23 protein-coding genes are annotated in these 25,386 nt (G+C 66.5%); 11 read left to right on the top strand and 12 right to left on the bottom strand.

All coding sequences use genetic code 11. The annotated features are described in order from the left end of the window. Window positions 1–136: 136 nt before the first annotated feature. The 4 genes from odhB (at window position 137) to QX135_RS03140 (ending at window position 4,295) form a co-directional block, all read left to right on the top strand. The gene (gene odhB / locus QX135_RS03125) at window positions 137–1,375 is read left to right on the top strand and encodes a 2-oxoglutarate dehydrogenase complex dihydrolipoyllysine-residue succinyltransferase (RefSeq protein ID WP_316178864.1); all 1,239 of its coding nucleotides are present in this window, start codon (window positions 137–139) and stop codon (window positions 1,373–1,375) included. A gap of 65 nt (window positions 1,376–1,440) precedes the next feature. Then, on the top strand, window positions 1,441–2,187 hold the full coding sequence (locus QX135_RS03130; RefSeq protein ID WP_315770549.1) for an SDR family oxidoreductase: 747 nt from the start codon (window positions 1,441–1,443) through the stop codon (window positions 2,185–2,187). A 44-nt stretch (window positions 2,188–2,231) separates the two neighbouring features. Then, window positions 2,232–3,635: a dihydrolipoyl dehydrogenase gene (gene lpdA, locus QX135_RS03135; RefSeq protein ID WP_315770548.1), complete on the top strand. Its 1,404-nt coding sequence runs from the start codon at window positions 2,232–2,234 to the stop codon at window positions 3,633–3,635. Between the two features lie 129 nt (window positions 3,636–3,764). Further along, window positions 3,765–4,295 carry a hypothetical protein gene (locus QX135_RS03140; protein ID WP_315740714.1) on the top strand — a complete coding sequence of 177 codons (531 nt, stop codon included), beginning with the start codon at window positions 3,765–3,767 and terminating at the stop codon, window positions 4,293–4,295. A 41-nt stretch (window positions 4,296–4,336) separates the two neighbouring features. Here QX135_RS03140 and QX135_RS03145 read toward each other — a convergent pair whose 3' ends face one another. Together QX135_RS03145 and QX135_RS03150 are read right to left on the bottom strand one after the other, a co-directional pair. Beyond that, on the bottom strand, window positions 4,337–4,927 hold the full coding sequence (locus QX135_RS03145) for a DUF4337 domain-containing protein (RefSeq protein ID WP_315740715.1): 591 nt from the start codon (window positions 4,925–4,927) through the stop codon (window positions 4,337–4,339). A gap of 82 nt (window positions 4,928–5,009) precedes the next feature. Then, complete coding sequence (locus QX135_RS03150) at window positions 5,010–5,993, bottom strand: tyrosine recombinase XerC (RefSeq protein WP_315781751.1); 984 nt, start codon at window positions 5,991–5,993, stop codon at window positions 5,010–5,012. Window positions 5,994–6,110: 117 nt separating this feature from the next. Here QX135_RS03150 and QX135_RS03155 point away from each other — a divergent pair, with 117 nt between their 5' ends. Next, a complete protein-coding gene (locus QX135_RS03155) occupies window positions 6,111–8,321 on the top strand; it encodes a primosomal protein N' (protein ID WP_316178868.1) in 2,211 nt (736 codons plus the stop codon). A gap of 128 nt (window positions 8,322–8,449) precedes the next feature. On the opposite strand, the gene QX135_RS03160 is transcribed toward QX135_RS03155, so the two are convergent. Further along, entirely contained in the window at window positions 8,450–8,998 is a 549-nt protein-coding gene (locus QX135_RS03160; protein ID WP_315740717.1) for a septal ring lytic transglycosylase RlpA family protein, read from the bottom strand. A gap of 650 nt (window positions 8,999–9,648) precedes the next feature. Between QX135_RS03160 and QX135_RS03165 the strand changes: the two genes are divergently transcribed. From QX135_RS03165 to QX135_RS03190, 6 genes are all read left to right on the top strand, one after another. Further along, window positions 9,649–10,209 (top strand): F0F1 ATP synthase subunit delta, encoded by a 561-nt coding sequence (locus QX135_RS03165; protein WP_316178870.1) that lies wholly within the window; start codon window positions 9,649–9,651, stop codon window positions 10,207–10,209. After that, entirely contained in the window at window positions 10,209–11,741 is a 1,533-nt protein-coding gene (gene atpA / locus QX135_RS03170; RefSeq protein WP_315715935.1) for a F0F1 ATP synthase subunit alpha, read from the top strand. Before QX135_RS03165 ends, atpA begins: the two co-directional genes overlap by 1 nt. A 156-nt stretch (window positions 11,742–11,897) precedes the next feature. Next, window positions 11,898–12,776 carry a F0F1 ATP synthase subunit gamma gene (locus QX135_RS03175; protein WP_315770540.1) on the top strand — a complete coding sequence of 293 codons (879 nt, stop codon included), beginning with the start codon at window positions 11,898–11,900 and terminating at the stop codon, window positions 12,774–12,776. 96 nt (window positions 12,777–12,872) lie between these two features. Further along, window positions 12,873–14,315, top strand: a complete 1,443-nt coding sequence (gene atpD / locus QX135_RS03180; RefSeq protein ID WP_315740720.1) for a F0F1 ATP synthase subunit beta — start codon at window positions 12,873–12,875, stop codon at window positions 14,313–14,315. A 97-nt stretch (window positions 14,316–14,412) separates the two neighbouring features. Then, window positions 14,413–14,820: a F0F1 ATP synthase subunit epsilon gene (locus tag QX135_RS03185; RefSeq protein WP_315740721.1), complete on the top strand. Its 408-nt coding sequence runs from the start codon at window positions 14,413–14,415 to the stop codon at window positions 14,818–14,820. Between the two features lie 168 nt (window positions 14,821–14,988). Then, on the top strand, window positions 14,989–16,671 hold the full coding sequence (locus QX135_RS03190; protein WP_316178873.1) for an adenylate/guanylate cyclase domain-containing protein: 1,683 nt from the start codon (window positions 14,989–14,991) through the stop codon (window positions 16,669–16,671). Between the two features lie 82 nt (window positions 16,672–16,753). Here QX135_RS03190 and QX135_RS03195 read toward each other — a convergent pair whose 3' ends face one another. The 9 genes from QX135_RS03195 to QX135_RS03235 form a co-directional block, all read right to left on the bottom strand. Then, window positions 16,754–17,260: an RNA pyrophosphohydrolase gene (locus QX135_RS03195; protein WP_315740723.1), complete on the bottom strand. Its 507-nt coding sequence runs from the start codon at window positions 17,258–17,260 to the stop codon at window positions 16,754–16,756. 137 nt (window positions 17,261–17,397) lie between these two features. After that, the gene (locus QX135_RS03200) at window positions 17,398–17,904 is read right to left on the bottom strand and encodes an RNA pyrophosphohydrolase (protein WP_315740724.1); all 507 of its coding nucleotides are present in this window, start codon (window positions 17,902–17,904) and stop codon (window positions 17,398–17,400) included. Between the two features lie 87 nt (window positions 17,905–17,991). After that, the gene (locus QX135_RS03205; protein ID WP_316178875.1) at window positions 17,992–19,206 is read right to left on the bottom strand and encodes a divergent polysaccharide deacetylase family protein; all 1,215 of its coding nucleotides are present in this window, start codon (window positions 19,204–19,206) and stop codon (window positions 17,992–17,994) included. 186 nt (window positions 19,207–19,392) lie between these two features. Continuing rightward, entirely contained in the window at window positions 19,393–20,745 is a 1,353-nt protein-coding gene (locus QX135_RS03210; protein ID WP_315740726.1) for a S41 family peptidase, read from the bottom strand. Next, entirely contained in the window at window positions 20,742–22,112 is a 1,371-nt protein-coding gene (locus QX135_RS03215; protein WP_316178877.1) for a murein hydrolase activator EnvC family protein, read from the bottom strand. Before QX135_RS03215 ends, QX135_RS03210 begins: the two co-directional genes overlap by 4 nt. Window positions 22,113–22,145: 33 nt before the next feature. Beyond that, entirely contained in the window at window positions 22,146–22,628 is a 483-nt protein-coding gene (gene rlmH, locus QX135_RS03220) for a 23S rRNA (pseudouridine(1915)-N(3))-methyltransferase RlmH (RefSeq protein ID WP_315740728.1), read from the bottom strand. A gap of 56 nt (window positions 22,629–22,684) precedes the next feature. Further along, window positions 22,685–23,041: a ribosome silencing factor gene (gene rsfS, locus QX135_RS03225; RefSeq protein WP_315740729.1), complete on the bottom strand. Its 357-nt coding sequence runs from the start codon at window positions 23,039–23,041 to the stop codon at window positions 22,685–22,687. 307 nt (window positions 23,042–23,348) lie between these two features. Further along, on the bottom strand, window positions 23,349–23,972 hold the full coding sequence (locus QX135_RS03230) for a nicotinate-nucleotide adenylyltransferase (protein ID WP_315757270.1): 624 nt from the start codon (window positions 23,970–23,972) through the stop codon (window positions 23,349–23,351). A 66-nt stretch (window positions 23,973–24,038) separates the two neighbouring features. Further along, the gene (locus QX135_RS03235; RefSeq protein WP_316178879.1) at window positions 24,039–25,328 is read right to left on the bottom strand and encodes a glutamate-5-semialdehyde dehydrogenase; all 1,290 of its coding nucleotides are present in this window, start codon (window positions 25,326–25,328) and stop codon (window positions 24,039–24,041) included. Between the last annotated feature and the right edge of the window lie 58 nt (window positions 25,329–25,386).

Consider the following 25,386-nt stretch of genomic DNA (forward strand, 5'->3'; position numbering starts at 1 on the left):
CTGCCTATAGGGGCGCCCCGCAAGCCATGCGGGGCGCAAGTACATCGCGTTGATCGTCCGTCCCGCATCGCTTGCTCGCCGCAAGGCGATGGCGGACGGACTTTATGGCCGCACGGGTTATTGAGGATAAAAGACCATGACTGAAATTCGCGTTCCGACGCTGGGTGAATCCGTCACCGAAGCCACCATCGGCCGCTGGTTCAAGAAGGCTGGCGACGCGGTTGCCGTCGACGAGCCCCTCGTCGAGCTCGAGACCGACAAGGTCACGATCGAGGTGCCCGCGCCGTCGGCCGGCACCTTGGGCGAGATCATCGCCAAGGATGGTGAGACGGTCGCCGTCGGCGCGCTGCTCGGCCAGATCACCGATGGCGTCGCGGCTGCCAAGCCGGCCGCTGCTGCTCCGGCTCCGGCAAAGCCCGCTGCCTCCGCGCCGCCGGCTGCGGCACCTGCGCCGGCCAAGGCGCTGCCCGCCGATACGCCGCAGGCCCCGTCGGTGCGCAAGCTCTCGGCCGAGAGCGGCGTCGATGCCACCACCGTGCCCGGCTCGGGCAAGGACGGCCGCGTCACCAAGGGCGACATGCTGGCCGCGATCGAGCGCGCCGCCTCGGCGCCGACTCCGGTCAATCAGCCGGCCGCCGCCGTGCAGGTGCGTGCGCCGTCGCCCGCTGACGATGCGGCGCGCGAGGAGCGCGTGAAGATGACCCGGCTGCGCCAGACCATCGCGCGCCGCCTCAAGGACGTCCAGAACACCGCGGCCATGCTCACGACCTTCAACGAGGTCGACATGACCAACGTGATGGCGCTTCGCAGCCAGTACAAGGACGTGTTCGAGAAGAAGCACGGCTCGAAGCTCGGCTTCATGGGCTTCTTCACCAAGGCGGTGGTGCAGGCGCTGAAGGACATTCCGGCGGTCAACGCCGAGATCGACGGCTCGGACCTGATCTACAAGAACTACTATCACATCGGCGTCGCCGTCGGCACCGACAAGGGCCTGGTCGTGCCGGTCGTGCGCGACTGTGACCACAAGTCGATCGCCGACATCGAGAAGGGCATCGCCGATTTCGGCCGCCGCGCCCGTGACGGCCAGCTCAAGATCGACGAGATGCAGGGCGGCACCTTCACGATCACCAATGGCGGCATCTACGGCTCGCTGATGTCGACCCCGATCCTGAACGCGCCGCAGTCCGGCATCCTCGGCATGCACAAGATCCAGGAGCGCCCCGTCGTGGTTGCCGGCAAGATCGAGGTCCGCCCGATGATGTATCTCGCGCTGTCCTACGATCACCGCGTCATCGACGGCAAGGAGGCGGTGACCTTCCTGGTGCGCGTCAAGGAGAGCCTGGAAGATCCGGCGCGGCTCGTGCTGGATCTCTGAGCAACGTCATATCTGATGCTCGAGAGGCGCGCCGAAAGCGCGCCTCAAACCTAACGGGGGCCATCATGACCGATCGAGTTGCAGTGATCACCGGCGGCAGCCGCGGCATCGGCCGCGCCACCGCCATTGCGGCCGCATCGCGCGGCTTCAAGATCGTGGTCGGCTACGCCTCCAACGAGGCGGCGGCGCAGAGCACGGTGGCCGCGATCGAGGCCAAGAACGGCAAGGCCATCGCGGTCAAATGCGACGTCGGCCGCGAGCACGACATCCTCGCTCTGTTCAAGGCGGCCGACAAGTTCGGCACCCTCGGCGCTCTCATCAACAACGCTGGCATCGTCGGCCCCACCACGCGCGTCGACGAGATGAGCGCGGAGCGCATCGAGCGATTGATGGCGGTCAACGTCACCGGCAGCATCCTGTGCGCACGTGAGGCCGTGAAGCGGATGTCGACGCGGCATGGTGGTCAGGGCGGCGTCATCATCAATTTGTCGTCGGTCGCGGCCAGGCTCGGCTCGCCCAACACCTATGTCGACTACGCCGCCTCGAAAGGGGCGATCGATTCCTTCACCGTCGGCCTCGGTCACGAGGTCGCGAACGAAGGCATCCGCGTCGCCGCGATCCGCCCGGGCCTGATCGACACCGAGATCCATGCCGCCGGCGGCGAGCCCGATCGCGCCCACCGCCTTGCCCCCATGGTGCCGATGAAGCGCGTCGGCACCGCGGAGGAAGTCGCCAATGCCATCGTCTGGCTGCTGTCGGACGAGGCCTCCTATGTCACTTCGGCCATTCTCGACGTGTCGGGCGGACGCTGACGACCGTCGTCATCTTTGACTGCAAGCTTACGGAACATTCGATCATGGCATCTTACGATCTCGTCGTCATCGGCACCGGACCCGGTGGGTATGTCTGCGCCATCCGCGCGGCGCAGCTCGGCATGAAGGTGGCTGTAGTCGAGAAGAACGCGACCCTCGGCGGTACCTGCCTCAACGTCGGCTGCATGCCCTCGAAGGCGCTGCTGCATGCCTCCGAGCTGTTCGAGGAGGCCGGGCACTCCTTCGCCAAGATGGGCGTCAAGGTGTCGCAGCCCGAGCTCGATCTGCCGGCGATGATGAACTTCAAGCAGCAGGGCATCGACGGCAACGTCAAGGGCGTCGAGTTCCTGATGAAGAAGAACAAGATCGACGTGCTCGTGGGCAAGGGCAAGATCCTCGGCACCGGCAAGCTGCAGGTGACCGGCAATGACGGCGCGGTGCAGACCGTCGAGACCAAGAACATCGTGATCGCGACCGGCTCGGACATTGCGCGCCTGAAGGGCATCGAGATCGACGAAAAGCGCATCGTCTCGTCGACCGGCGCGCTGTCGCTGGAGAAAGTGCCTTCGAGGCTGCTGGTGGTCGGCGCCGGCGTGATCGGGCTCGAGCTCGGCTCGGTGTGGCGCCGCCTCGGCGCCAAGGTCACCGTGGTCGAATTCCTCGACCGCATCCTGCCCGGCATGGATGGCGAGATCGCGAAACAGTTTCAGCGCATTCTCGAGAAGCAGGGCTTTGCGTTCAAGCTCGGCGCCAAGGTGACCGGCGTCGATACGTCCGGGGCTACGCTCTCGGCGACCATCGAGCCCGCCGCGGGCGGAGCGGCTGAAAAGATCGAAGCCGATGTCGTGCTGGTGGCGATCGGGCGCGTGCCCTACACCGACGGTCTTGGCCTGCAGGAGGCCGGCGTGGTGCTCGACAATCGCGGCCGCGTCCAGATCGATCACCATTTCGCGACCAGCGTGCCGGGCGTCTATGCCATCGGCGACGTCGTCGCCGGGCCCATGCTCGCGCACAAGGCCGAGGACGAGGGTGTTGCGGCCGCCGAGATCATCGCCGGACAGGCCGGCCATGTGAACTACGACGTCATTCCCGGCGTGGTCTACACGACGCCGGAAGTCGCGTCCGTCGGCAAGACCGAGGACGAGCTGAAGCAGGCGGGCGTCGCCTATACCGTCGGCAAGTTTCCGTTTACCGCGAACGGTCGCTCCAAGGTCAATCAGACCACTGACGGCTTCGTGAAGATCCTTGCGGATGCGAAGACGGATCGCGTGCTTGGCGCCCATATCATCGGCCGCGAGGCCGGGGAAATCATTCACGAGGCCGCCGTATTGATGGAGTTCGGTGGCTCTGCCGAGGATCTCGCGCGCACCTGCCACGCGCATCCGACGCGGTCGGAGGCCGTCAAGGAAGCCGCGCTTGCGGTGGGCAAGCGGGCCATCCATATGTGATGGACGCCCGGAGACGTCTTCGGTGGGTGCGACAAAACGCCCGCTGGTGACGCTGAACCGAACGGCAAGGCGCGAGGTCGTATCGTCATAGCGGCCTCAACCCGCGGGGCCTGGCGGAGATGGAGTCCGATGCTGCGCCGCCTGCTTCAGCCGTTCTGGGTTCTGCTTGCGATCATCTTCCTGATCGAGGCCTGGCTGTGGGACCATCTCGAGCCGATCGTGGCGCGCATTGTCGCCGCGATACCGCTGCGTAGCTTCAAGCACTGGCTGGCCGGGCGCATTGAGACGCTGTCGCCGGCGCTGACCCTGATCGTCTTCGTCGTGCCGGTCGTGCTGCTGTTTCCGCTCAAGCTGATCGGCATGTGGCTGCTGATGCACCAGCAGTGGAAGTTTGCGCTGGCCACGATCGTGTTCGGCAAGATCGTCGGCGTCGGCGTCACCGCCTTCATCTTCGATGTGACGCGCAGCAAGCTGCTGCAGATGTCCTGGTTCGCGTGGCTCTACGAGGCCGTGCTCGCGCTGCGCAGGAAAGCCGCGGCGCTGGTCGATCCGATCAAGCAGCGCATCCGCGAGATCATCCGCGGCAATGCCGATGGCTGGTCATCGCGCGTGCTGCGCGTGATCATGCGCTTCCGCAGGAGCGTGCAGCAGGCGCGGTAGCGGTGGTCGCCACGTCGCAAAGCCAGTTGCTGTCGCTGACCTCAGTGCAGATGCAAGAGATGCGGCTGGAACAGGCCGAGCAACGTCATGGCAATACCGATCAGCGCGAGCCCTCCGGACGCCCAGGCCAGCACGAGCATGCCCGTGATGATCGTCGCTGACGCCAGCACGATGCCGATCTGGAAGGCGGCCGACGCCAGCTCATAGTGGTGGTACTTTGCGGTGGCGAGGTCGCGCTCGTGCTCGGCATGCTTGGCGCGTTCGGCCAGCTGCTCGCTGCCTTCGCCGGTCTCCGGCTCCGAGCGATAGCGCGCGGCATTCTTCTGCCAATCGTCGATCTGCTTCTGCAACGCCGCCTTCGCTGCCTCGTCAGGCAGCGCCGGCAAGCTCAGCTTGCCCTGCTCGGCGGCGGTCTGCACCACGGTGCGGCGAACGGTCTTGGCCTGGAAGAAGGCCCAGAGGTTCGAGGCCTCGACGTTCTTGCTGATCGATTCGGTCTGCGCGCCCTTGCCGAGCGTCTCCGAGAGCGCCAGGAACAGGGCTATGACGGCGATCAGCAGCGCGATCTTCTTGTTTTCGCCGGACGCATGCTCGGCATGCTCCGCATGCTCCATGCTCTCATGTGCGCTCATCTGTTCCCCTCCGGATCAAGCAGCCAAGACGATTGCCGGAACCGGGGGGACAGCGCAAGCGAAACGATATGAACGAAAGATGTCACCGCCGCGGATGCGCTGACGCGTACACCTGCAGCAGGCGCTCCGAATCAATCCCGGTATAGACCTGGGTCGTCGACAGCGAGGCGTGGCCGAGCAGCTCCTGGATCGCCCGCAGGTCGCCGCCGCGCGACAGCAGATGCGTCGCGAAGGAATGGCGCAGCGCGTGCGGCGTGGCGCTGTCGGGCAGGCCGAGCGCGCCGCGCAGCCGCTCCATCGTCAGCTGGATGATGCGCGGGCTCAACGGGCCGCCCTTGGCGCCGAGGAACATCGGCCCGTCCGCAGACAGCGGATAAGGACAAAGCTTGGCGTACTCGTCGATCAGCTGCAGCACATTCTGCAGCACCGGCACCATGCGGGTCTTGTTGCCCTTGCCGGTCACGACCAGCACGTCGCCTTCGCCCGGCCGTGGCACCTCGCGGCGCTTGAGGCCGAGCGCTTCGGAGATGCGCAGGCCGGAGCCGTAGAGCAGGGCCATCACAGCGGCGTCGCGCGCCAGCACCCAGGTCTCCCGGGTCTCGCCGGCGCGCTCGTCGGCATCGGCGAGCCGCTTGGCGGCATCCATCGGCAGCGGCTTGGGCAGGCTCTTGGCGATCTTTGGCGCGCGGATTCCGGAGAGTGCGCCGACCTTGCCCTTGCCCTCGCGCTCGAGGAAGCGGCCGAACGAGCGCAGGCCCGCCAAGGTTCGCATCAGGGAGCGTCCGGCGATGTCGTCGGCGCGGCGCATCGCCATGAAAGCGCGGATATCGGCCGCCTCCAGCGCAGCGAAGCGCGCCAGCGTCACCGGCTCGCCCCAATGGGTGCAGAGAAATTGCAGGCATTGCCGCAGGTCACGGGCATAGGCCTCGACCGTCTTCGGCGACAGCCGGCGCTCGCTGCGCAGATGCGCCAGCCACTGCATCATGACCTGGATGACGCCTTCGTCGGCGCCGAGGAGGTCGGTTTGCTCGGGCTTCTCCGCCGCTGATGTCGTGGTCGCAGCCATCGCGAACAGCTCGATCTCGTCTCGTCGAGTCATGTATATCGCACTGTCGTCCTTTATCGTTCGCTAACTTTGCCGGGCGGCTTTCGCTTCAGCCAGAGCAAGGCTATCTCCGGCCTCATGGACCGCCCGACCGATCTCTTTCCAGGTGCAGCCAGCGCGACCGGCGTGGTCGACGTGCTGGTTCCGGTCGCGCTGGACCACACCTATTCCTACCGTGTGCCGCGCGGCATGGACCTGAAGCCTGGCGATGTCGTCGGCGTGCCGCTGGGCCCGCGCGAGGTGCTGGCGGTGGTGTGGGCCGAGAATGCCAATCCCGATTCGCGCCTGCACAACCGGCTCAAGGACGTCAGCGAGAAGCTCGATGTGCCGCCGCTCAAGCCGGAGCTGCGGTCCCTGATCGACTGGGTCGCCAATTATACGCTGTCGCCCCGCGGCATGGTGCTGCGGATGTCCCTGCGCATGGGCGAGCATCTCGGCCCGGAGCGCGTTCGCCTCGGCGTCCGGCTGGTCGGCGAGCCGCCGAAGCGGCTGACGCCGTCACGCCGCCGCGTCATCGACGCCGTTTCCGACGGCCTGCTGCACGGCAAGTCGGATCTGGCGCGCGAGGTCGGCGTGTCCGGGGGCGTGATCGACGGCCTGGTCGACGAGGGCACCTTGACGGTGGAGGCGATGCCGCGGACGCTGGCGCCGCCGGCGCCCGATCCCGACTTCGCCCGGCCGGAGTTCTTCGACGCGCAGCAGGCCGGCGTCGAGGCGATGCGGGCGCTGGCCGCGAGCGGCACGTTCCAGGTTGCGCTGCTCGACGGCGTCACAGGGTCAGGCAAGACGGAAGTCTATTTCGAGGCGGTGGCCGAAACGGTCCGCCGCGGCCGGCAGTCGCTGATCCTGATGCCGGAGATCGCGCTGACCGGCCAATTCCTGGAGCGCTTCTCGCGCCGCTTCGGCGTCCGCCCGCTGGAATGGCATTCCGAGCTGACCCCGCGCAACCGTCAGCGCAACTGGGCTTCGATCGCCGCCGGCGAGGCGCCGGTGGTCGTCGGCGCCCGCTCGGCGCTGTTCCTGCCCTATGCCGATCTCGGCCTGATCATCGTCGACGAGGAGCACGACCAGGCCTACAAGCAGGACGAGGGCGCCCATTACCACGCCCGCGACATGGCCGTGGTGCGCGGCCACATCGCCAAGATCCCGGTGGTGCTGGCGTCAGCGACGCCCTCGGTGGAGACCGAGGTCAATGCCCGCAAGGGCCGCTACCAGCGCGTGGCGCTGCCGTCGCGCTTCGGCGGCCAGCACATGCCGCATATCGAGGCCATCGATCTCCGGCGCGAGCCGCCGCCGCGCGGCCGCTATATCTCGCCGCGGCTGGCCGGCGAGATCCGCACCGCGATCGAGCGCGGCGAGCAGGCGCTGCTGTTCCTGAACCGCCGCGGCTATGCGCCGCTCACCCTGTGCCGCGCCTGCGGTCACCGCTTCGCCTGCACCATCTGCGACGCCTGGCTGGTCGATCACCGCTTTCGCCAGCGGCTGGTCTGCCACCATTGCGGCTTCTCGATGCCGCGTCCGCCGACCTGTCCGCACTGCGCGGCCGAGGAATCGTTGGTCGCGGTGGGACCCGGCGTGGAGCGGTTGCAGGAGGAGGCGGCGGTGCTGTTTCCGGAGGCGCGCAGCATGGTGCTGTCGAGCGATCTGATCACCTCGATCGAGACCATGCGCGCCGAGCTGACGGAGATCGCGGAAGGCCGCGTCGATCTCATCATCGGCACCCAGCTCGTCGCCAAGGGGCATAACTTTCCGCGGCTCAATCTCGTCGGTGTGGTCGATGCCGATCTCGGCCTCGGCAATGGCGATCCGCGCGCCGCCGAGCGCACCTGGCAGCTCCTGAACCAGGTGATCGGCCGCGCCGGCCGTGAGCAGGGGCGAGGCCGAGGCTACCTGCAGACCCACCAGCCCGAGCACCCGGTCATGAAGGCGCTGGTCGCCTGCGACCGCGAGGCCTTCTACACCAGCGAGATCGACATCCGCGAGCGCACCGGCTATCCGCCGTTCGGGCGGCTCGCGAGCCTGATCATCTCGGCCGGAGACCGGCCCACCGCAGAAGGCTTTGCCCGCCGGCTGGTCGCGTCGGCGCCGCGCGAGGAGGGTGTGCTGCTGCTCGGCCCAGCCGAGGCGCCGCTCGCGGTGATAAAGGGCCGCTACCGCTTTCGGCTGCTGCTCAAGTCGGCACGCAATTTCGACCTGTCGGATTATCTGCGCCACTGGCTGGCGCATGCCGAGAAGCCCAAGGGCAATCTCAAGCTCGAGGTCGACGTCGACCCGCAGAGCTTCCTGTAGCGCTCGGCGCGCTCTCCACCGATATCGCGAGGAGCGACGCGACGAAGCAATCCAGAGTCCAGACCCGGCCCTGGATTGCTTCGCTGCGCCGCTGCGCTCGCAATGACGCGTAAATAGATTCTGGTGCCTTACGACACGACCTCAGCGGTGACGCGGCCGACGCCGGCGCGGGTCAGGCCGATGGCGCGGGCGGCGCCGGTCGAGAGGTCGAGCACACGGCCACGGATGAACGGGCCGCGGTCGTTGACGGTGACGATGACGCTGTTGCCGCCATGGGTCACGCGCAGCTTGGTGCCGAACGGCAGCGAGCGGTGCGCGCAGGTCATGGCGTTGGCGTTCATGCGCTGGCCGGAAGCAGTGCGGCTGCCGGACTCGTTGCCGTAGTACGACGCCATGCCGGAGAAGCTGCGGCCGGTGCCGGACGACGGCGTGACCGCTGCGTTGGAGTTCATCCACGAGGAGCCGTTGGACGACCATCCGTTCGAGAACGAGTCGGCCGCGGGCTGAGCAGCATGGCGCGACATGTGGTGATGGTGGTGGCGAGCGTGGTGCTGGTGGTGCCTGGATCGGGCCGAGGCTTCGGTGGCGCTGCCGCCGACGATCAGCGTCACGGCAACAGCGAGCGCGGTGCGCGAGCCGGCGATTTTGCCAGCCGAGATGTTCTTCAGTTTCAGCATCTATGTCCCTCGAACAGTATTGCCGCGTTCTGCGGCCAGTGAACCCCCGTCAGGTGTTGAGGCGGGCGCCGTTTGGTGGGGCAATGAGGCGTGAATGGGGCAGTAGAAATTGTTTCGCTCTGATCGAAACATCTTGCGTCGCGGTCTACTCATCACGGAAAATTCCGTAATCCGTTGCTTTAACGCTTTCTTAACGATCAAATACTTCAAAATACTGTTGATTTAAGTTCTCGCTTAGGACGCCAAGATGTCAGCAAGTAATGTCGATGCGGGCCGGCCGGCGGCCGCCGGGCACCGCCGACGGGAGTCAAGGCCAAACCGGCATGGCGGCCATGCAGCAACAGCTGGAACCTTGTCCAAAGTGATTGGTATTGGGGTCGGGTCGCGTGTTGGGCGCGATCAGCGTGTCCGTTGGACGGGCGCTTTCGCTCCGACCGCGGCGCGGCAACAAGGTGCCGAATAGCGGGCCACCGCTTGTTGCGGCTGCGCGTACGCTATGTTAGCAAAGCGCCGCTTTTCGTGATCAAGCTGCTCCCGCGGCGATCGAAAATCAAAGTCCTGCTTGAATTCCAAGGGCTTAACTGGTTTGCGCCGCAGCGGCGCGCCGGTGTCCCTCTTGTGGGTTGGGCACATATAAAAAGAGCACGTCTGTGGCTGCTGAAGATCCCTCCGTATCCGGTGTGTCCGGTCGTTACGCGACGGCCCTGTTTGAACTGGCCCGTGACGAAAAGTCCGTCGATGCGGTCAAGGCCGATCTCGACAGGTTCAATGCCCTCCTCGATGAGAGCGCCGATCTCAAGCGCCTTGTCCGCAGTCCGGTGTTCGGTGCGGATGTGCAGCTCAAGGCGCTCAATGCGGTGCTGGACAAGGCCGGCATCGCCGGCGTCGCCGCCAACGTGCTGCGCGTGCTGACCGCCAACCGCCGCCTGTTCGCGGTGACCGACGTGATCCGCGCCTTCAATGCGCTGGTCGCCAAATACAAGGGAGAGGCCGCGGCCGACGTCATCGTCGCCGAGCCGCTCTCCGACAAAAATCTCGACGCCTTGAAGGCCTCACTGAAGACGGTGACCGGCAAGGACGTCGCGCTCAACGTGAAAGTCGATCCAGCGATTATCGGCGGGCTCGTCGTCAAGCTCGGCAGCCGCATGATCGATAGTTCGCTTCGCACCAAACTCAACTCGATCAAGCACGCGATGAAAGAGGCAGGCTGATGGACATCCGCGCCGCGGAAATTTCCGCGATCCTCAAGGACCAGATCAAGAATTTCGGGCAGGAAGCCGAAGTTACCGAAGTCGGACAGGTGCTGTCCGTCGGTGACGGTATCGCCCGCGTCTACGGTCTCGACAACGTCCAGGCCGGTGAGATGGTCGAGTTCGAGAACGGCACCCGCGGCATGGCGCTGAACCTCGAGACCGACAACGTCGGCGTCGTCATCTTCGGCGCCGACCGCGAGATCAAGGAAGGCCAGACCGTCAAGCGCACCCGCGCCATCGTCGACGCTCCGGTCGGCAAGGGTCTGCTCGGCCGCGTCGTCGACGCGCTCGGCAATCCGATCGACGGCAAGGGCCCGATCCAGGCGACCGAGCGCAAGCGCGTCGACGTCAAGGCCCCCGGCATCATTCCGCGCAAGTCGGTGAACGAGCCGATGTCGACCGGCCTCAAGGCGATCGACGCCCTGATCCCGGTCGGCCGTGGCCAGCGCGAGCTGATCATTGGTGACCGTCAGACCGGCAAGACCGCGATCGCGCTCGACACCATCCTGAACCAGAAGCCGCTCAACGTTGCCGGCGCCCCCGAGAGCCAGAAGCTGTATTGCGTCTACGTCGCGATCGGCCAGAAGCGCTCCACCGTTGCTCAGTTCGTCAAGGTGCTCGAAGAGCAGGGCGCGCTGGAATACTCGATCGTCATCGCCGCCACCGCGTCCGATCCGGCTCCGATGCAGTATCTCGCGCCGTTCACCGGCTGCACCATGGGCGAGTACTTCCGCGACAACGGCATGCACGCCGTCATCATCTATGACGATCTGTCGAAGCAGGCCGTCGCCTATCGCCAGATGTCGCTGCTGCTGCGCCGTCCGCCGGGCCGCGAGGCCTATCCGGGCGACGTGTTCTATCTGCATTCGCGCCTGCTCGAGCGGGCCGCCAAGCTCAGCAAGGACCATGGTCTGGGGTCGCTCACCGCGCTGCCCGTCATCGAGACCCAGGCCAACGACGTGTCGGCCTACATTCCGACCAACGTCATTTCGATCACCGACGGCCAGATCTTCCTGGAGACCGATCTGTTCTTCCAGGGCATCCGTCCTGCCGTGAACGTCGGTCTGTCGGTGTCGCGCGTCGGCTCCTCGGCCCAGACCAAGGCGATGAAGAAGGTCGCCGGCAAGATCAAGGGCGAGCTGGCGCAGTACCGCGAAATGGCGGCGTTCGCGCAGTTCGGCTCCGACTTGGACGCCTCGACGCAGCGCCTGCTCAACCGCGGCGCGCGCCTGACCGAGCTCCTGAAGCAGCCGCAGTTCTCGCCGCTGAAGATGGAAGAGCAGGTCTGCGTGATCTGGGCCGGCACCAACGGCTATCTCGATCCGCTGCCGCTCAACAAGGTGCGCGCGTTCGAGGACGGCCTGCTGTCGCTGCTGCGCGGCAAGAATGCCGACCTGCTGAACGCGATCCGTGACAGCAAGGATCTGTCCGACGACAGCGCCGCCAAGCTGAAGGCGGTCGTCGAAGGCTTCGCCAAGACCTTCGCCTGACGGCAAAGGATGGCCGGACTTCGCCCGGCCATCAACGTCGTCGACGTGGGACAACAAGACATCTCATGTCCGGCACCAGGCCGGGCATGACCAATCTCGAGGGTTGAACGGCAAGGTCCCAAGGGGATCCGGCCGCCGGGGTGAGATCGACGAACAATGGCGTCACTGAAAGACATGCGGGTCCGCATCGCCTCGACCAAGGCGACGCAGAAGATCACCAAGGCCATGCAGATGGTCGCGGCCTCCAAGCTGCGCCGTGCGCAGCTCGCGGCCGAGGCGGCGCGTCCCTATGCCGAGAAGATGGACGCTGTGATCTCCAACATCGCGAGCGCCACCATCGCCTCCGCCGGCGGGCCGAAGCTGCTCGCGGGTACCGGTCGCGACCAGGTGCACCTGCTGCTGGTCTGCACCGGCGAGCGCGGCCTGTCCGGCGCGTTCAACTCCTCGATCGTCCGCCTGGCGCGCGAGCGTGCGCTCGCCCTGATGAACCAGGGCAAGGAGGTGAAGTTCTTCTGCGTCGGCCGCAAAGGCTATGAGCAGCTTCGCCGCCAGTTCGACAAGCAGATCGTCGAGCACATGGACCTGCGCTCGGTGCGCCAGATCGGCTTCGCCAATGCCGACGAGATCGCCAAGAAGGTCATCGCCCGTTTCGATGCCGGCGAGTTCGACGTCTGCACGCTGTTCTATTCGCGCTTCCGCTCGGTGATCGCGCAGATCCCGACCGCCCAGCAGATCATTCCGCTGGTGGTCGAGGCGCGGCCCGCCAACGCGGCGCCGCTGGCGCCTTACGAGTATGAGCCGGAGGAGGACGAGATCCTGGCCGGACTGCTGCCGCGCAATCTCGCGGTGCAGATCTTCCGCGCGCTGCTCGAAAACAACGCCTCGTTCTACGGGGCGCAGATGTCGGCCATGGACAACGCCACCCGCAACGCCGGCGAGATGATCCGCAAGCAGACGCTGATCTACAACCGCACGCGTCAGGCGATGATCACCAAGGAACTGATCGAAATCATTTCGGGCGCCGAGGCGGTCTAACCGGATCGCGTCGCGCCCCGTTGAAGCGCAACCCAAGGACATATCCCGGTCGAGCCGACCGTGGTTTCGTATACGGATCGTAAGGAGAGAAATCCAATGGCTACCGCAGCCAACCAGATCGGTCGCATCACCCAGGTCATCGGCGCCGTCGTCGACGTGCAGTTCGAAGGTCACCTGCCGGCCATTCTCAACTCGCTCGAAACCAAGAACGGCGGCAACCGCCTCGTGCTTGAGGTCGCCCAGCATCTCGGCGAGTCCACCGTGCGCACCATCGCGATGGACACCACCGAGGGCCTGGTTCGCGGCCAGGAAGTCAGCGACACCGGGTCGCCGATCCGGGTGCCGGTCGGCGTCGGCACGCTCGGCCGCATCATGAACGTGATCGGCGAGCCGATCGACGAGGCCGGCCCGGTCGAGGCCGAGGGCCTGCGCCCGATCCACGCGGACGCGCCGAGCTACACCGACCAGTCGACCGAAGCGGAAATCCTCGTCACCGGCATCAAGGTCGTCGACCTCCTGGCGCCCTACGCCAAGGGCGGCAAGATCGGCCTGTTCGGCGGCGCCGGCGTCGGAAAGACCGTGCTGATCCAGGAGCTGATCAACAACGTCGCCAAGGCGCACGGTGGTTATTCGGTGTTCGCCGGCGTCGGCGAGCGTACCCGTGAAGGCAACGACCTCTATCACGAGTTCATCGAATCCAAGGTCAACGCCGATCCGCACAATCCCGATCCGAGCGTCAAGTCGAAGTGCGCGCTGGTGTTCGGCCAGATGAACGAGCCGCCGGGCGCCCGCGCCCGCGTCGGCCTGACCGGCCTGACCGTCGCCGAGCACTTCCGTGACCAGGGCCAGGACGTGCTGTTCTTCGTCGACAACATCTTCCGCTTCACCCAGGCCGGCTCGGAAGTGTCGGCGCTGCTCGGCCGCATCCCCTCGGCGGTGGGTTATCAGCCGACGCTCGCCACCGACATGGGCGCGCTGCAGGAGCGCATCACCACCACCAACAAGGGCTCGATCACCTCGGTGCAGGCGATCTACGTGCCGGCCGACGACTTGACCGACCCGGCGCCGGCGACCTCGTTCGCCCACTTGGACGCCACCACCGTGCTCAACCGCGCGATCTCGGAAAAGGGCATCTACCCGGCCGTGGACCCGCTCGACTCGACCTCGCGCATGCTCTCCCCGCTGGTCGTCGGCGAGGAGCACTATCAGACCGCGCGTCAGGTCCAGCAGATCCTGCAGCGCTACAAGTCGCTGCAGGACATCATCGCCATCCTGGGCATGGACGAACTGTCGGAAGAGGACAAGCTGACCGTGGCCCGCGCCCGCAAGATCGAGCGCTTCCTGTCGCAGCCGTTCCACGTCGCCGAAATCTTCACGGGATCGCCGGGCAAGTTCGTCGACCTCGCCGACACCATCAAGGGCTTCAAGGGCCTGTGTGAAGGCAAGTACGACCACCTGCCGGAGGCCGCCTTCTACATGGTCGGCAACATCGACGAGGCGGTCGAGAAGGGCAAGAAGCTGGCCGCCGAGGCGGCCTAAGGGCGAATAGCGAATAGGGAGTAGCGAATAGACGAACTGTTCGCTGCTTCCTCCTTCACTACTCGCCATTCGCTATTCGCTATTCGCAGGTTTCCCAATGGCTACTTTCCATTTCGATCTCGTCTCGCCGGAAAAGATCGCCTTCTCGGGCGAGGTCGACCAGGTCGACGTTCCCGGCCAGGAGGGTGATTTCGGCGTGCTCGCCGGCCATGCGCCATTCGTGGCGACGCTGCGGCCGGGTATCCTGACGGTGACCGCTGGCGGCTCGCAGCAGAAGATCATCGTGCTCGGCGGCCTCGCCGAGATCTCGGACAAGGGTCTGACGGTTCTGGCCGACGTCGCGACGTCGCTGAAGGAGCTCGACCAGACCGCTTTCGCGGCCGAGATCGCCGGCATGGAATCCAAGCTGAACGAGAAGCAGGGCAACGAGCTCGATCGTGCGATCGAGCGGCTCGATCACTTCAAGACGATCCAGCAGCAGCTCAACACGACCGCGCTGCATTGATCCAACAGCACGACGTATGAATGAACGTTCATGGCCGGGCTCTGCCCGGCCATTTTCGTTTTCCGGCTCGAACGTCCGGGGCCGGCGGATGACTACTAGCAAGGGATGCCGGTTGCGTGCTCGCCGATCTGACGGCATGCTCCCGGCCGTTCGACTGGGCGTGGTGACATGGCAGGGCAGATCGTGTTGAAGCGCAAGATCGCGGCGATTTTTGCCGCCGATATTGCCGGCTATTCCCGCCTCGTCGCCGAGGATGAAGAGGAGACGCTGCGGCGTCTGGCGGCCTATCGCGAAGTGGTCGACGACTTCATCGCGCGCGCCGGTGGCCGCATCTTCAACACCGCGGGCGATGCCGTCCTCGCGGAGTTTCCCAGCGCGGTCGAAGCGGTGCGCTGCGCGATCGACATTCAGGAGAGCCTGCGCACGCGCAACATGGCCTATCCGCCGAACCGGCAGATGAGCTACCGCATCGGCATCACCATCGGCGACGTCGTCGAGCGCGACGGCGATCTGCTCGGTGACGGCGTCAACATCGCAGCCAGGCTGGAGGGGCTCGCCGATGTCGGCGGCATCTGCATCTCGCGCGCGGTGCACGAGCAGGTCGCCAATAAGCTGTCGGTGCAGTTCGCCGACATGGGTGCGCGGGAGGTCAAGAACATCCCGACCCCGGTGCACGCCTATCGGGTCGCGATGCGCCGCGAGGACGGCACCTACGCGCCGCCGGAAGAAAAGAAAGTCGCCCACGGCGGCGGGCTCCGCCTGATCTGGCGAATTGCGGCCGCCCTGGTTGCGCTCGGAGCCGTCGGGGTCGGGACTGAGCTCTATCTGGACTACCGCGATCCGCATCCTGTGCAGCGCGATGCCGCCAAGGCGGCGGCGGAAGCGCTGGCCCGGCTGTCGGCCACGCCGGCTTCGCCTTCCTCGGCCCCGTCTTCATCTCCGTCCGCCGCGGCGACGCAGTCATCCGTCGCCGTGCAGCCCGCTGCCTCGCCGCAGCCGTCACCGCAACCGTCGTCCGTTGTCGCCGCCGAGAAGTTCGCACCTGAAGCCGTGCCGTTCGTGAGCGAGCGGACCCGCATTGCGCTGGCGCGCGACTACGTGCTGGCACCGGATCACAAGGCGTTCGCGACAACGATCAACGGCGTCAGCGCCTATGTCACCGGACAGGCGAGCGATGAGGCCGCGAAATCGGCTGCGCTGGAGCAGTGCCAGCAGCGCGCGGAAAACGCGAACGGACCGCGCAAATGCGAGCTCTATGCCGTCGGCGACAGCGTCGTCTACGTGCACAGCAAGCCACCGTTGCCGCCGCAGCCCTGGGTGCGCCACGACCCGATGACCGAGCGCGCCTTCAGCGCTGCAGAGATGCCGCTGGTGCGCGATACAGGCCGAGCCCGGCTCGAGGCGAACTACGGCACGGCGCGACGGACCAAGGCCATCGCGCTCGGGCCCGGCGGGCAGTTCTTCTATAGCGTCGGCGGCGACCTCGTCGACGACGTGGTTCGCCGCAATCTCGAAGCCTGCGGTGCCCAGGCGGGGACCGCCTGCATCATCGTTGCGCTCGACGATGCCTTCGTGGTGCCGGTGCCGACGGTGATGAAAGCCACCGGCTTCTTCCGCGCGGTCAACCATCAGGCGATCGCCCCGGAGGCGCGCGAGGAGGTGGCGCGGCGCCTCGAGGCCGCGCCGTCGGGCTGGAATGCAGTCGCGGTCGGAACGGCTGGCCGTCCCGGCTTCGGCCTCAACGGCGATCGCGAGGAGACCGCGATCGGCGGCGCGCTGGCCGATTGCGCCACGCGCGACAGCGATTGCCGGGTGATCGCGATCGGCCCGTTCACGGTCGAGGACAATTAAGCCGGCGAACTCTCTCGACCTCGTCTTTCCGAGGCGCGCGGAGCGCGAGGCCGGAATGACGGTGAGCCTCACTCTTCGTTGATCAGTCGCCAGCTTTGGCGAGATGCGCAAAGGCCTGCGCCACCGCGCGGTAGACCTCTCGGCGGAACGGCACCACCAGATCCGGAATGCGCGCGAGCCGCTCCCAGCGCCAGGCGTCGAACTCGGCCGGCTGGTCGTTGCGCGGCGTCACCGGATCGATGTCGCCCTCGCGTCCGGTGAAACGCATCGCGAACCATTTCTGGCGCTGGCCGCGAAAGCGCGCGAGCCGGTGGTTCGGATCCTCGAATGGGGGAAATTCGTAAGTCAGCCAGTCGGTCTCGCCGAGGATGTCGGCGTCGCGAATGCCGGTTTCCTCCCAAAGCTCGCGCCGCGCCGCCGCCTGCAGATCCTCGCCGGGGTCGACGCCGCCTTGCGGCATCTGCCATTCGAGGCCGGGCAGGACGATCTCCGGCCCGTCGTCGCGGAAGCGGCGCCCGAGGAAGACGAGGCCTTCGGCATTGAGCAGGGCGATGCCGACATTCGGCCGGTAGGGTCTGGTTTCGGTCATGCTCATATCCGTGGGGCTTCGTCTCGCATGGCAACGCATCGTGACGGCGTTGTCGCGACGGATCTGCAGAGATTCTTTGCAGTGCGAGCGTATGACACGGTTTCGGCCACGCGTCGCGGTCGGCCCGCGATCGCGAGTCAGCCGCCAGCCAGCGTGGCGAATTCCTTCACCACCCGCTCATAGACCGGCCGCTTGAACGGCACGATCAGCCCCGGCAGGTTCTTCATCGGCTCCCAGCGCCAGCTGACGAATTCCGCCTTGTGGTGGCCGCCGCCGGGCCGCTCGACGTTGATCTCGGCATCGGGCCCGGTGAAACGCAGCGCGAACCATTTCTGGCGCTGGCCGCGATAGCGGCCCTTCCAGGCGCGACCCGCGACCGTGCGCGGGATGTCGTAGGTCAGCCAGTCCCCGACCTCGGCCAGCTTCTCGACGGAGCGCACGCTGGTCTCTTCGTACAGCTCGCGTTTGGCCGCCTCCCAGGCATCCTCGCCGGGATCAACGCCGCCCTGCGGCATCTGCCAGACATGGGTGTCGTCGACATGCTCGATCCCGCCGGCGCGGCGACCGATGAAAACCAGCCCCTCCGAATTGATCAGCATGATGCCGACGCAGGTGCGGTAAGGCAGGTCCTCGTAGCGCGTCATTCCGGTCTCGGCCTTCCTGCGGGACCCTGCGCCTCGCTGCGCAGGCCTCACGCTGTCACGTCGCCAGTCGGGCCGGCGCACGTTCGTTCAGTTCGATTTTGATTTCAGCATCGCGGTTGTCAATGGCACCAGCAGAATGCCCTTGCGGTCGAGCCCCTTGATCCAGGTGCCGATGCGGTCGATCGAGACCGGCAGCGCCGACGCGGTCCCGACGGCGACGCCACGCTCCTTGGCCAGGCTTTCGAGCTTGGCGAGCGCATTGTCGATCTCGACCGGGGTCGGCACCGCGTCGATGGCGACGTCGCCCTTCGCGAACGGCATCGCGCGTCCCGTGGCCAGCGAGGCCGCCACGCTGCGCGGGGCTGCGCCATCGTCGAACAAGGCCAGACCGCGCTTGGCGGCCTCGTTCACGATCGGCTGCATCGCCGCTTCCGTTGCGACGAAGCGCGCGCCCATGAAGTTGCCGATGCCGACGTAACCCTGCAGCCGGCTCATGTGCCAGAACAACCGGTCGATGTTCTGGTCCGGTGCGAGTGTAGCGAGCAGCGTCTGCGGACCCGGATCGTTGTCGGGATAGTCGTAGGGCTCCATCGGGACCTGGAGCAGGATCTCGTGGCGCTGCGCCCGGGCGCGCTCGGCGAGTTTGGTCGGATCGGAGCCATAGGGCGTGAAGGCCAGCGTGACCGCCGGCGGCAGCTTCATGATCGCGTCCACCGTCTTCGCGGCGCCGACGCCGAGACCACCGATCACGATCGCGACGGCCGGCATGCGCGCCGCCTTGGCGCGGTCAGCCTCGGCCGCATAGGCGGTGAACGGCTTCAGCCCGTCGGCCATCACCGGGATCATGCCGTAGCGCGACTTCTCCAGCAGCCGCGGGTCCACGCCGGGCATCTGGATCGCCGGAGCGGCCGATCCAGGCTCCGCCGTCTCGCCACCGGCACCGATCGCGACCTCCTGGCGGGTGCCGCTGGAGCCGTCGATGATGGTGACCGTCTTGCGCTCGCCGCCCTCCTGCTTGGCCGCGGGGGCCGCGCCGTGATCGACCTTTGCCTCAGACTTGCCATCCGGCTTGGCGGCCTTGTCGTCGGCAGGCCTTGCGCCTTCGTTGATCGCGACGCGGGCGACCGGCTCGCCACCGAGCGGATTGTCGTTGAACATCGCAAAGCCGGCGAACGCGACCAGGAACAGGCCGAGCAGCATCGCAAGGGCCTGCAGGGCCGTGAAGGGAAGCCGAATGCGGCGCTTGCGACGCGTTTCCGTCTGTCCGAGCGGGGCGCTCAGCTCGTCGGCCGTCTCTGTCATCGAAATTCCCGAATCAATCGGGTCGACGATACCACGGCGAGGATTCGGACGCAGGGCCAGTCTCCCAAAGCCCGTAGATCGGCGGAGCGGGAAAGCAAGAAGCCAAAGAGAAAAGGAAAGGGCGGCCCGGAGGCCGCCCTTCAAACCCGATGCGCGTCTGTCGGCTTCCGCCTAGTTCGCAGCCTCTCAGTTCGCAGCCTTGGCCGGCTTGTCGGCCGCGGCCTTCTCGGTCGGCGCCGGCGTGTTGGCGCTGTTCTTGATGCCGTGGAGGAGGTCGGCGGCCATTTTGAGCGCCTTGTCGTCCTTGGCGTCCGGCGGCACGTAGGATTGCGAGCCGGTCTTCTCGTCGCCGTCGTTCTTCAGATGGCCGCGCAGCGAAGCCTCGCCCTTGGTGTCGGTGCGCGACTTCAGTTCATCCGGCACGTCCTGCAGCACCTCGATGTCGGGCACGATGCCCTTGGCCTGGATCGACTTGCCCGACGGCGTGTAGTAGCGCGCGGTGGTCAGCCGCAGCGCGCCATTGCCGGCGCCGAGCGGGATGATGGTCTGCACCGAGCCCTTGCCGAACGAGCGGGTGCCGACCAGGGTCGCGCGCTTGTGGTCCTGCAGCGCGCCGGCCACGATCTCCGACGCCGAAGCCGAGCCGCCATTGATCAGCACGATGACCGGCTTGCCCTTGGTGAGGTCGCCGGCATGCGCCGCACGGCGCTGCGTCTCCTCGGCATTGCGGCCGCGGGTCGAGACGATCTCGCCGCGCTCCAGGAACGCGTCGGAGACGGTGACCGCCTCCTCGAGCAGGCCGCCCGGATTGTTGCGCAGGTCGATGATGTAGCCCTTCAGCTTGTCACCGATCTGGTTCTGCAGGTCGGCGATGCTCTTCTTCAGGCCCTCGGTGGTCTGCTCGTTGAAGGTGGTGATGCGGACATAGGCGATGTCGTCGCTCTCGGTGCGCGAGCGCACCGAGCGGACGCGGATGTTGTCGCGGGTCAGCGTCACGTCGAGCGGATTGTCGGCGCCCTTGCGCACGACCTTCAGCTTGATCTTGGTGCCGACCGGGCCGCGCATCTTCTCGACCGCCTGGTTGAGGGTCAGGCCCTGCACGGCTTCGTCGTCGAGATTGGTGATGATGTCGTTGGCCTGGATGCCCGCCTTCGAGGCCGGCGTATCGTCGATCGGCGACACCACCTTGATCAGGCCGTCTTCCATCGTCACCTCGATGCCGAGGCCTCCGAACTCGCCGCGGGTCTGCACCTGCATGTCGCGGAAGCTCTTCGCATCCATGTAGCTCGAATGCGGATCAAGGCCCGAGAGCATGCCGCTGATCGCGGACTCGACCAGCTTCGAATCGTCGGGCTTCTCGACATAATCGCTGCGCACGCGCTCGAACACGTCGCCGAACAGATTGAGCTGGCGATAGGTATCGGCGGTCGCGGCGCGCGCCGTCGATCCCATCAACACCGCGCGCGGTTGCGAGACGAACAGGGTCAATGCCGCACCGGTGGCCGCGCTCAGGAGAATTACCGAAGTCTTACGCATCATCCGCGTACCTTTTCGCCTTCATTTGCGGCCCACCATGGGCCTGGATCGATTGGAGTGCCGTCCTTACGGAACTCGACATAGAGCACTGGTTGACTCGCGTTGGTAGCGAGAATGGAGGCGACCTGGGACGAGTTACCCATGGTCGCGACCGGTTCTCCCGTCTGAACAAACTGCCCGATGTTGACGGAAATGCGCTCCATCCCGGCGATCAGGACATGATACCCGCCACCGGCGTTGAGGATCAAGAGTTGTCCGTAGCTGCGGAAGGGACCCGCATACACAACCCAGCCATCACACGGGGTTGTGACCTGAGCGCCCGGCCGGGCTGCCAAAGAAATGCCTTTATCGGAGCCCCCGGCGCCGTCCGACGCGCCAAATTCGCGAATCTTGGTGCCGTTGACGGGAAACGTCAGCATGCCCTTGGTCGAGGCGAACGCGATCGCGGGCGCCTTGCGGCCCGGGTTGCGCAGCGCATTCGCGTCCGGCTTGCTGTTGACCGGCACGCCCTGCAGGCTTGCCGTCGACGCGGCCTTGGCGGCGCTCTTGAGATCGAGCTCCATCGTCGTGATCAGCCCTTGCAGCGAGTCGATCTGCTGGGCCAGCACAGCCGCGCGCGCGCTTTCGGCTTCCATGTCCTTCTCGGCCGAGCTCTGCTTGCGCTGGCGTTCCTCCACCAGGGCCGCGAGACGGGTCTGATCGGTACGCAGCCTGTCGCGGTCGCCGGCGAGCTTGTCGCGTTCGCTGGCGATCGTCTTGCGGATGGCGACGAGCTCGCCGAGATCGGTCGAGAGCTTTTCAGCGCGGCCACGCATCTCCGGGATCACAGCGCCCAGCAGCATGGCGGTCCGCAGCGACTGCAGCGCATCCTCGGGACGGACGAGCAGGGCCGGCGGCGTGCGGCGGCCGGCGCGCTGCAGCGCAGCCAGAACCTCGATGATCTCGGTGCGCCGCGCCTCCAGCGAGGTGCGCAGATCCTGCTCGCGGCCGTCGAGCCCGCGCAGTCGCGTTTCGGCCTCACCAACCCGCACCTCGACGCTGCGCACCTGCGCGGCGACGTCGATCAGCTGCTGATTGAGCTTGCCGCGATCCTCGCCGAGCGCGGCGATGTCGGCCTTCAGGCGCTCCTGGGCCTCGGCGGCGGCCTTCTGGGCCGCGCGGGCGGCCTCGAGCTCCTGCTCGCGCTGCTTCAACTGCTCGGGTGTCGCCGGTGTCGGTGAGGCGGTACCGGCGAGGGAAGGCCGAAGTCCGGTCTGCGCCGTCGCCGGCAGACCGGGAACGACGATCAGCAGCGCGACCAGCGACGCGCGGCACAACCGGCCGCTGCGGACGGTTCTTGAGGAACGGGAGAGGGGCCGCGCAGCGAACATCGAGGTCCTTATTGTGCTCCCATCGTCCCCTATTCAAGCGCGGTGATAGGGGTGACCGGCCAGGATCGTAGCAGTACGGTAAATCTGCTCGAGCAGCAGGACGCGGACGATCTGGTGCGGCCAGGTCGCAGCGCCGAACGCAACCCCAAGCTTGGCTCTGCGCCGTAATTCGGGCGAAAGTCCGTCGGCGCCGCCGATTGCGAAGACGGCGGCCGGAATGCCTTCGTCCCGCCAGCGGCCGAGATAACCCGCAAAGGTTGTGCTGTCGACGTTCTGGCCACGCTCGTCGAGACACACGAGTACGGACTTGTCCGGGATTGCCGCCGACATCGCGGCGGCCTCCTCGGCGATGCGCGTTGCCGCGTCGCGGGCGCGGCTTTCCGGAATCTCATGAATGTCGAGGCCGCGAAAGCCGAGCTTGCGGCCGATGTCATCAAAACGCCCGCGGTAGCGCTCCGCGAGCTCCCGCTCGGGACCCTGCTTCAACCGGCCGATGGCGACCACGATCAGGCGCATGCGCACGGACTAGCACGTGCGCCGCACGATTCGCATCCGGCGCGGCGTGGGACCGCCTAGACCGTCTTCGCCGGGTTCGGCCCTTGAGTCCACAATCGCTCGAGATTGTAGAACTCGCGAACCTCGGGTCTGAACACGTGCACGATCACGTCGCCGGAATCGATCAGCACCCAATCGCAATTGGGCAGGCCCTCGATGTGGAGTTTCTTGGTGCCGGCTTCCTTCAGGCCCTTGGCGACGTTTTCCGCGATCGACCCGACGTGCCGGTTCGAGCGGCCCGTGGTGATGACCATGTAGTCGGAATACGCCGATTTGCCGTGAAGATTGATCGTGACCGTCTCCTCCGCCTTCATGTCTTCGAGGCGGGAGAGGATGGTGCGCAGGGTCTTGTCGGCGTCGGGTTGCGCCTGCAAGGCCGCATCTCGGGTCGACGTCTTACGCGCTGACTTGGCAGTGGCCGACTTGGTCGTCGTTGCCTTCGTCTTGGGTAAGGCCGACTGGGACAATACAGATGTGGTCAGGGACCATTCCTTTCACTGTATCGCAGGCCGAATCCAACCCGGCCTGCTGACCATACTAGGCATGTGGGGTTAACGGTTTCAACAATCCAGTGCCCCGACTGCCCGGCCCGACATTCTCGACCGGCCGCCCCGCTTCGGACCGTAACGGGACGGCAAGTTCCATGCACATCCGATGCCGCGCGACAGCGAGCGCGGCTGTTCAGAACGACTTCCAACTGCCGTCCGGGTTCCTCAGGCCCGTCGACGACAGGCTGAGCTTGAGGCCGGTGAGGTAGACCCAGGCTGGCGCGGCGCTGTCGGCGAGACGGCTGGCCTGCGCTTCGGGAATGCGATACCGCGCCAGGGCGCGTGCGGCGGGCGCGTTCAGGGCGCGGAAGCTGCGGGGCGGACGATCGACCACGGCCATCGGAACCTGGGCCGCGATGTGCTGCCACTTTTGCCAGCGATGGAACTGCGCGAGATTGTCGGCGCCCATGATCCACACGAAGCGCAGGCGGGAGGCGCGCCGGCGCAGATAATCGATCGTGTCGGCAGTGTAGCGGGTGCCAATGACGGATTCGAGACAGCTGATCTCGATGCGCGGATCGGCGGCGACTTTGCGCGCCGCCTCGGCGCGCTCGGCCAGCGCATGCAGCCCGCCATTGTTCTTGAGCGGATTGCCCGGCGTCACCAGCCACCAGACACGGTCGAGCTGCAGCCGCTTCAGCGCGAACAGGCTGATCGCGCGATGCGCCTGGTGCGGCGGGTTGAACGAGCCGCCGAGCAGGCCGATGCGCATGCCGTCGCTGTAGGGCGGCAGCGCCTGGCGGATCGCAGGCCGCATGGCTGTGGCGTCGGTCACGGCGGCCCCCGCCTGCTGCTCGTGTAACTCAACCACAGGATGCGGCGGTCATGGCCGCGTCTGACCACTGCCGTGAATGCGGTATTTGAAGCTCGTCAGCTGCTCGACCCCGACCGGCCCGCGCGCATGGAACTTGCCCGTGGCGATGCCGATCTCGGCGCCAAAGCCGAACTCGCCACCGTCGGCGAACTGGGTCGAGGCATTGTGCAAGACGATGGCCGAGTCGACCTCGTTGAGGAACTTGTCGGCCGCGGCGCTGTCGTCGGTGACGATCGCGTCGGTGTGGTGCGAGCCGTGCGCGTGGATGTGGGCGATCGCACCCTCCACGCCGTCGACGACCTTGGCGGCGATGATCGCGTCGAGATATTCGGTGTCCCAATCCTCGTTGCTGGCCGGCTTTACCCGCGCATCGGCCGCCCGCACCGCATCGTCGCCCCGCACCTCGCAGCCGGCGCCAATCAGCATGTCGACCAGCGGCTTGATCTTGTCGGCGCTGGCGCGATCGACCAGCAGCGTCTCCGCCGCGCCGCAGACGCCGGTGCGGCGCATCTTGGCGTTCAGCACGATCGACTTGGCCATCTCGAGATCGGCGGCGCCGTCGACATAGACGTGGTTGACGCCTTCGAGATGCGCGAACACCGGCACGCGCGCCTCGGCCTCGACGCGGGCGACGAGGCTCTTGCCGCCGCGCGGCACGATGACGTCAACGCCGCCGTTCAGGCCGGACAGCAGCAGGCCGACTGCGGCGCGATCGCGCGTCGGCACCAGCGTGATCGCAGCCTCCGGCAGGCCCGCCTCGCGCAGGCCTTCGACCATACATTCATGGATGGCGCGGCAGGAGCGGAATGAGTCCGAGCCGCCGCGCAGGATCACCGCATTGCCGGACTTCAGGCACAGCACGCCGGCATCGGCCGCCACATTGGGACGACTTTCGAAGATCACGGCAATGACGCCGAGCGGCACCCGTACGCGCTCGATGGTCATCCCATTCGGCCGCTGCCAGCTCTCGGTCACGACGCCAACCGGATCGGCGACGCCGCGTACCACGGCGATGCCGTCGGCCATCGCGGCGACGCGGGCCGGGGTCAGGGTGAGGCGATCGAGGAAGGACGAGGTCATGCCGGCCGCCTTGGCCTCGGCAACGTCCTCGGCATTGGCGGCGATGATCGCTTCAGTGCGGGCGCGGATCCGCCGCTCCATCGCCTCCAGCGCGCGGTTCTTCTGCTCGGCCGGCGCCAGCGACAGCACGCGGGCGGCCGCACGGGCGCGCTTGGCGAGGTCGTTCATCAGGGCGGGCAGATCGGCGCTGCCGTCGATGGCTTTCAAAGGCGCGGTCATGGGCTTTTCAACCTTGAACTAAGGCTCTCCAGTAGCACGGAACGAGGCCGTTTGCGAA

Origin of the sequence: Bradyrhizobium sp. SZCCHNR1098 (assembly GCF_032489375.1) — a bacterium.
Lineage (GTDB): Bacteria > Pseudomonadota > Alphaproteobacteria > Rhizobiales > Xanthobacteraceae > Bradyrhizobium.

Bases quoted from the DNA above. Each gene is read 5' to 3' on its own strand.
- QX135_RS03185 (WP_315740721.1), top strand. From the start codon at position 14,413: ATGGCTACTTTCCATTTCGATCTCGTCTCGCCGGAAAAGATCGCCTTC.
- QX135_RS03230 (WP_315757270.1), bottom strand. From the start codon at position 23,972: ATGCGGCCTGCGATCCGCCAGGCGCTGCCGCCCTACAGCGACGGCATG.
- QX135_RS03130 (WP_315770549.1), top strand. From the start codon at position 1,441: ATGACCGATCGAGTTGCAGTGATCACCGGCGGCAGCCGCGGCATCGGC.
- lpdA (WP_315770548.1), top strand. From the start codon at position 2,232: ATGGCATCTTACGATCTCGTCGTCATCGGCACCGGACCCGGTGGGTAT.
- QX135_RS03155 (WP_316178868.1), top strand. From the start codon at position 6,111: ATGGACCGCCCGACCGATCTCTTTCCAGGTGCAGCCAGCGCGACCGGC.
- rlmH (WP_315740728.1), bottom strand. From the start codon at position 22,628: ATGCGCCTGATCGTGGTCGCCATCGGCCGGTTGAAGCAGGGTCCCGAG.
- QX135_RS03150 (WP_315781751.1), bottom strand. From the start codon at position 5,993: ATGGCTGCGACCACGACATCAGCGGCGGAGAAGCCCGAGCAAACCGAC.
- QX135_RS03175 (WP_315770540.1), top strand. From the start codon at position 11,898: ATGGCGTCACTGAAAGACATGCGGGTCCGCATCGCCTCGACCAAGGCG.
- QX135_RS03210 (WP_315740726.1), bottom strand. From the start codon at position 20,745: ATGATGCGTAAGACTTCGGTAATTCTCCTGAGCGCGGCCACCGGTGCG.
- QX135_RS03190 (WP_316178873.1), top strand. From the start codon at position 14,989: ATGGCAGGGCAGATCGTGTTGAAGCGCAAGATCGCGGCGATTTTTGCC.
- QX135_RS03200 (WP_315740724.1), bottom strand. From the start codon at position 17,904: ATGACGCGCTACGAGGACCTGCCTTACCGCACCTGCGTCGGCATCATG.
- QX135_RS03160 (WP_315740717.1), bottom strand. From the start codon at position 8,998: ATGCTGAAACTGAAGAACATCTCGGCTGGCAAAATCGCCGGCTCGCGC.
- atpD (WP_315740720.1), top strand. From the start codon at position 12,873: ATGGCTACCGCAGCCAACCAGATCGGTCGCATCACCCAGGTCATCGGC.
- odhB (WP_316178864.1), top strand. From the start codon at position 137: ATGACTGAAATTCGCGTTCCGACGCTGGGTGAATCCGTCACCGAAGCC.
- QX135_RS03205 (WP_316178875.1), bottom strand. From the start codon at position 19,206: ATGACAGAGACGGCCGACGAGCTGAGCGCCCCGCTCGGACAGACGGAA.
- QX135_RS03140 (WP_315740714.1), top strand. From the start codon at position 3,765: ATGCTGCGCCGCCTGCTTCAGCCGTTCTGGGTTCTGCTTGCGATCATC.
- QX135_RS03145 (WP_315740715.1), bottom strand. From the start codon at position 4,927: ATGAGCGCACATGAGAGCATGGAGCATGCGGAGCATGCCGAGCATGCG.
- QX135_RS03195 (WP_315740723.1), bottom strand. From the start codon at position 17,260: ATGACCGAAACCAGACCCTACCGGCCGAATGTCGGCATCGCCCTGCTC.
- atpA (WP_315715935.1), top strand. From the start codon at position 10,209: ATGGACATCCGCGCCGCGGAAATTTCCGCGATCCTCAAGGACCAGATC.
- QX135_RS03215 (WP_316178877.1), bottom strand. From the start codon at position 22,112: ATGTTCGCTGCGCGGCCCCTCTCCCGTTCCTCAAGAACCGTCCGCAGC.
- QX135_RS03235 (WP_316178879.1), bottom strand. From the start codon at position 25,328: ATGACCGCGCCTTTGAAAGCCATCGACGGCAGCGCCGATCTGCCCGCC.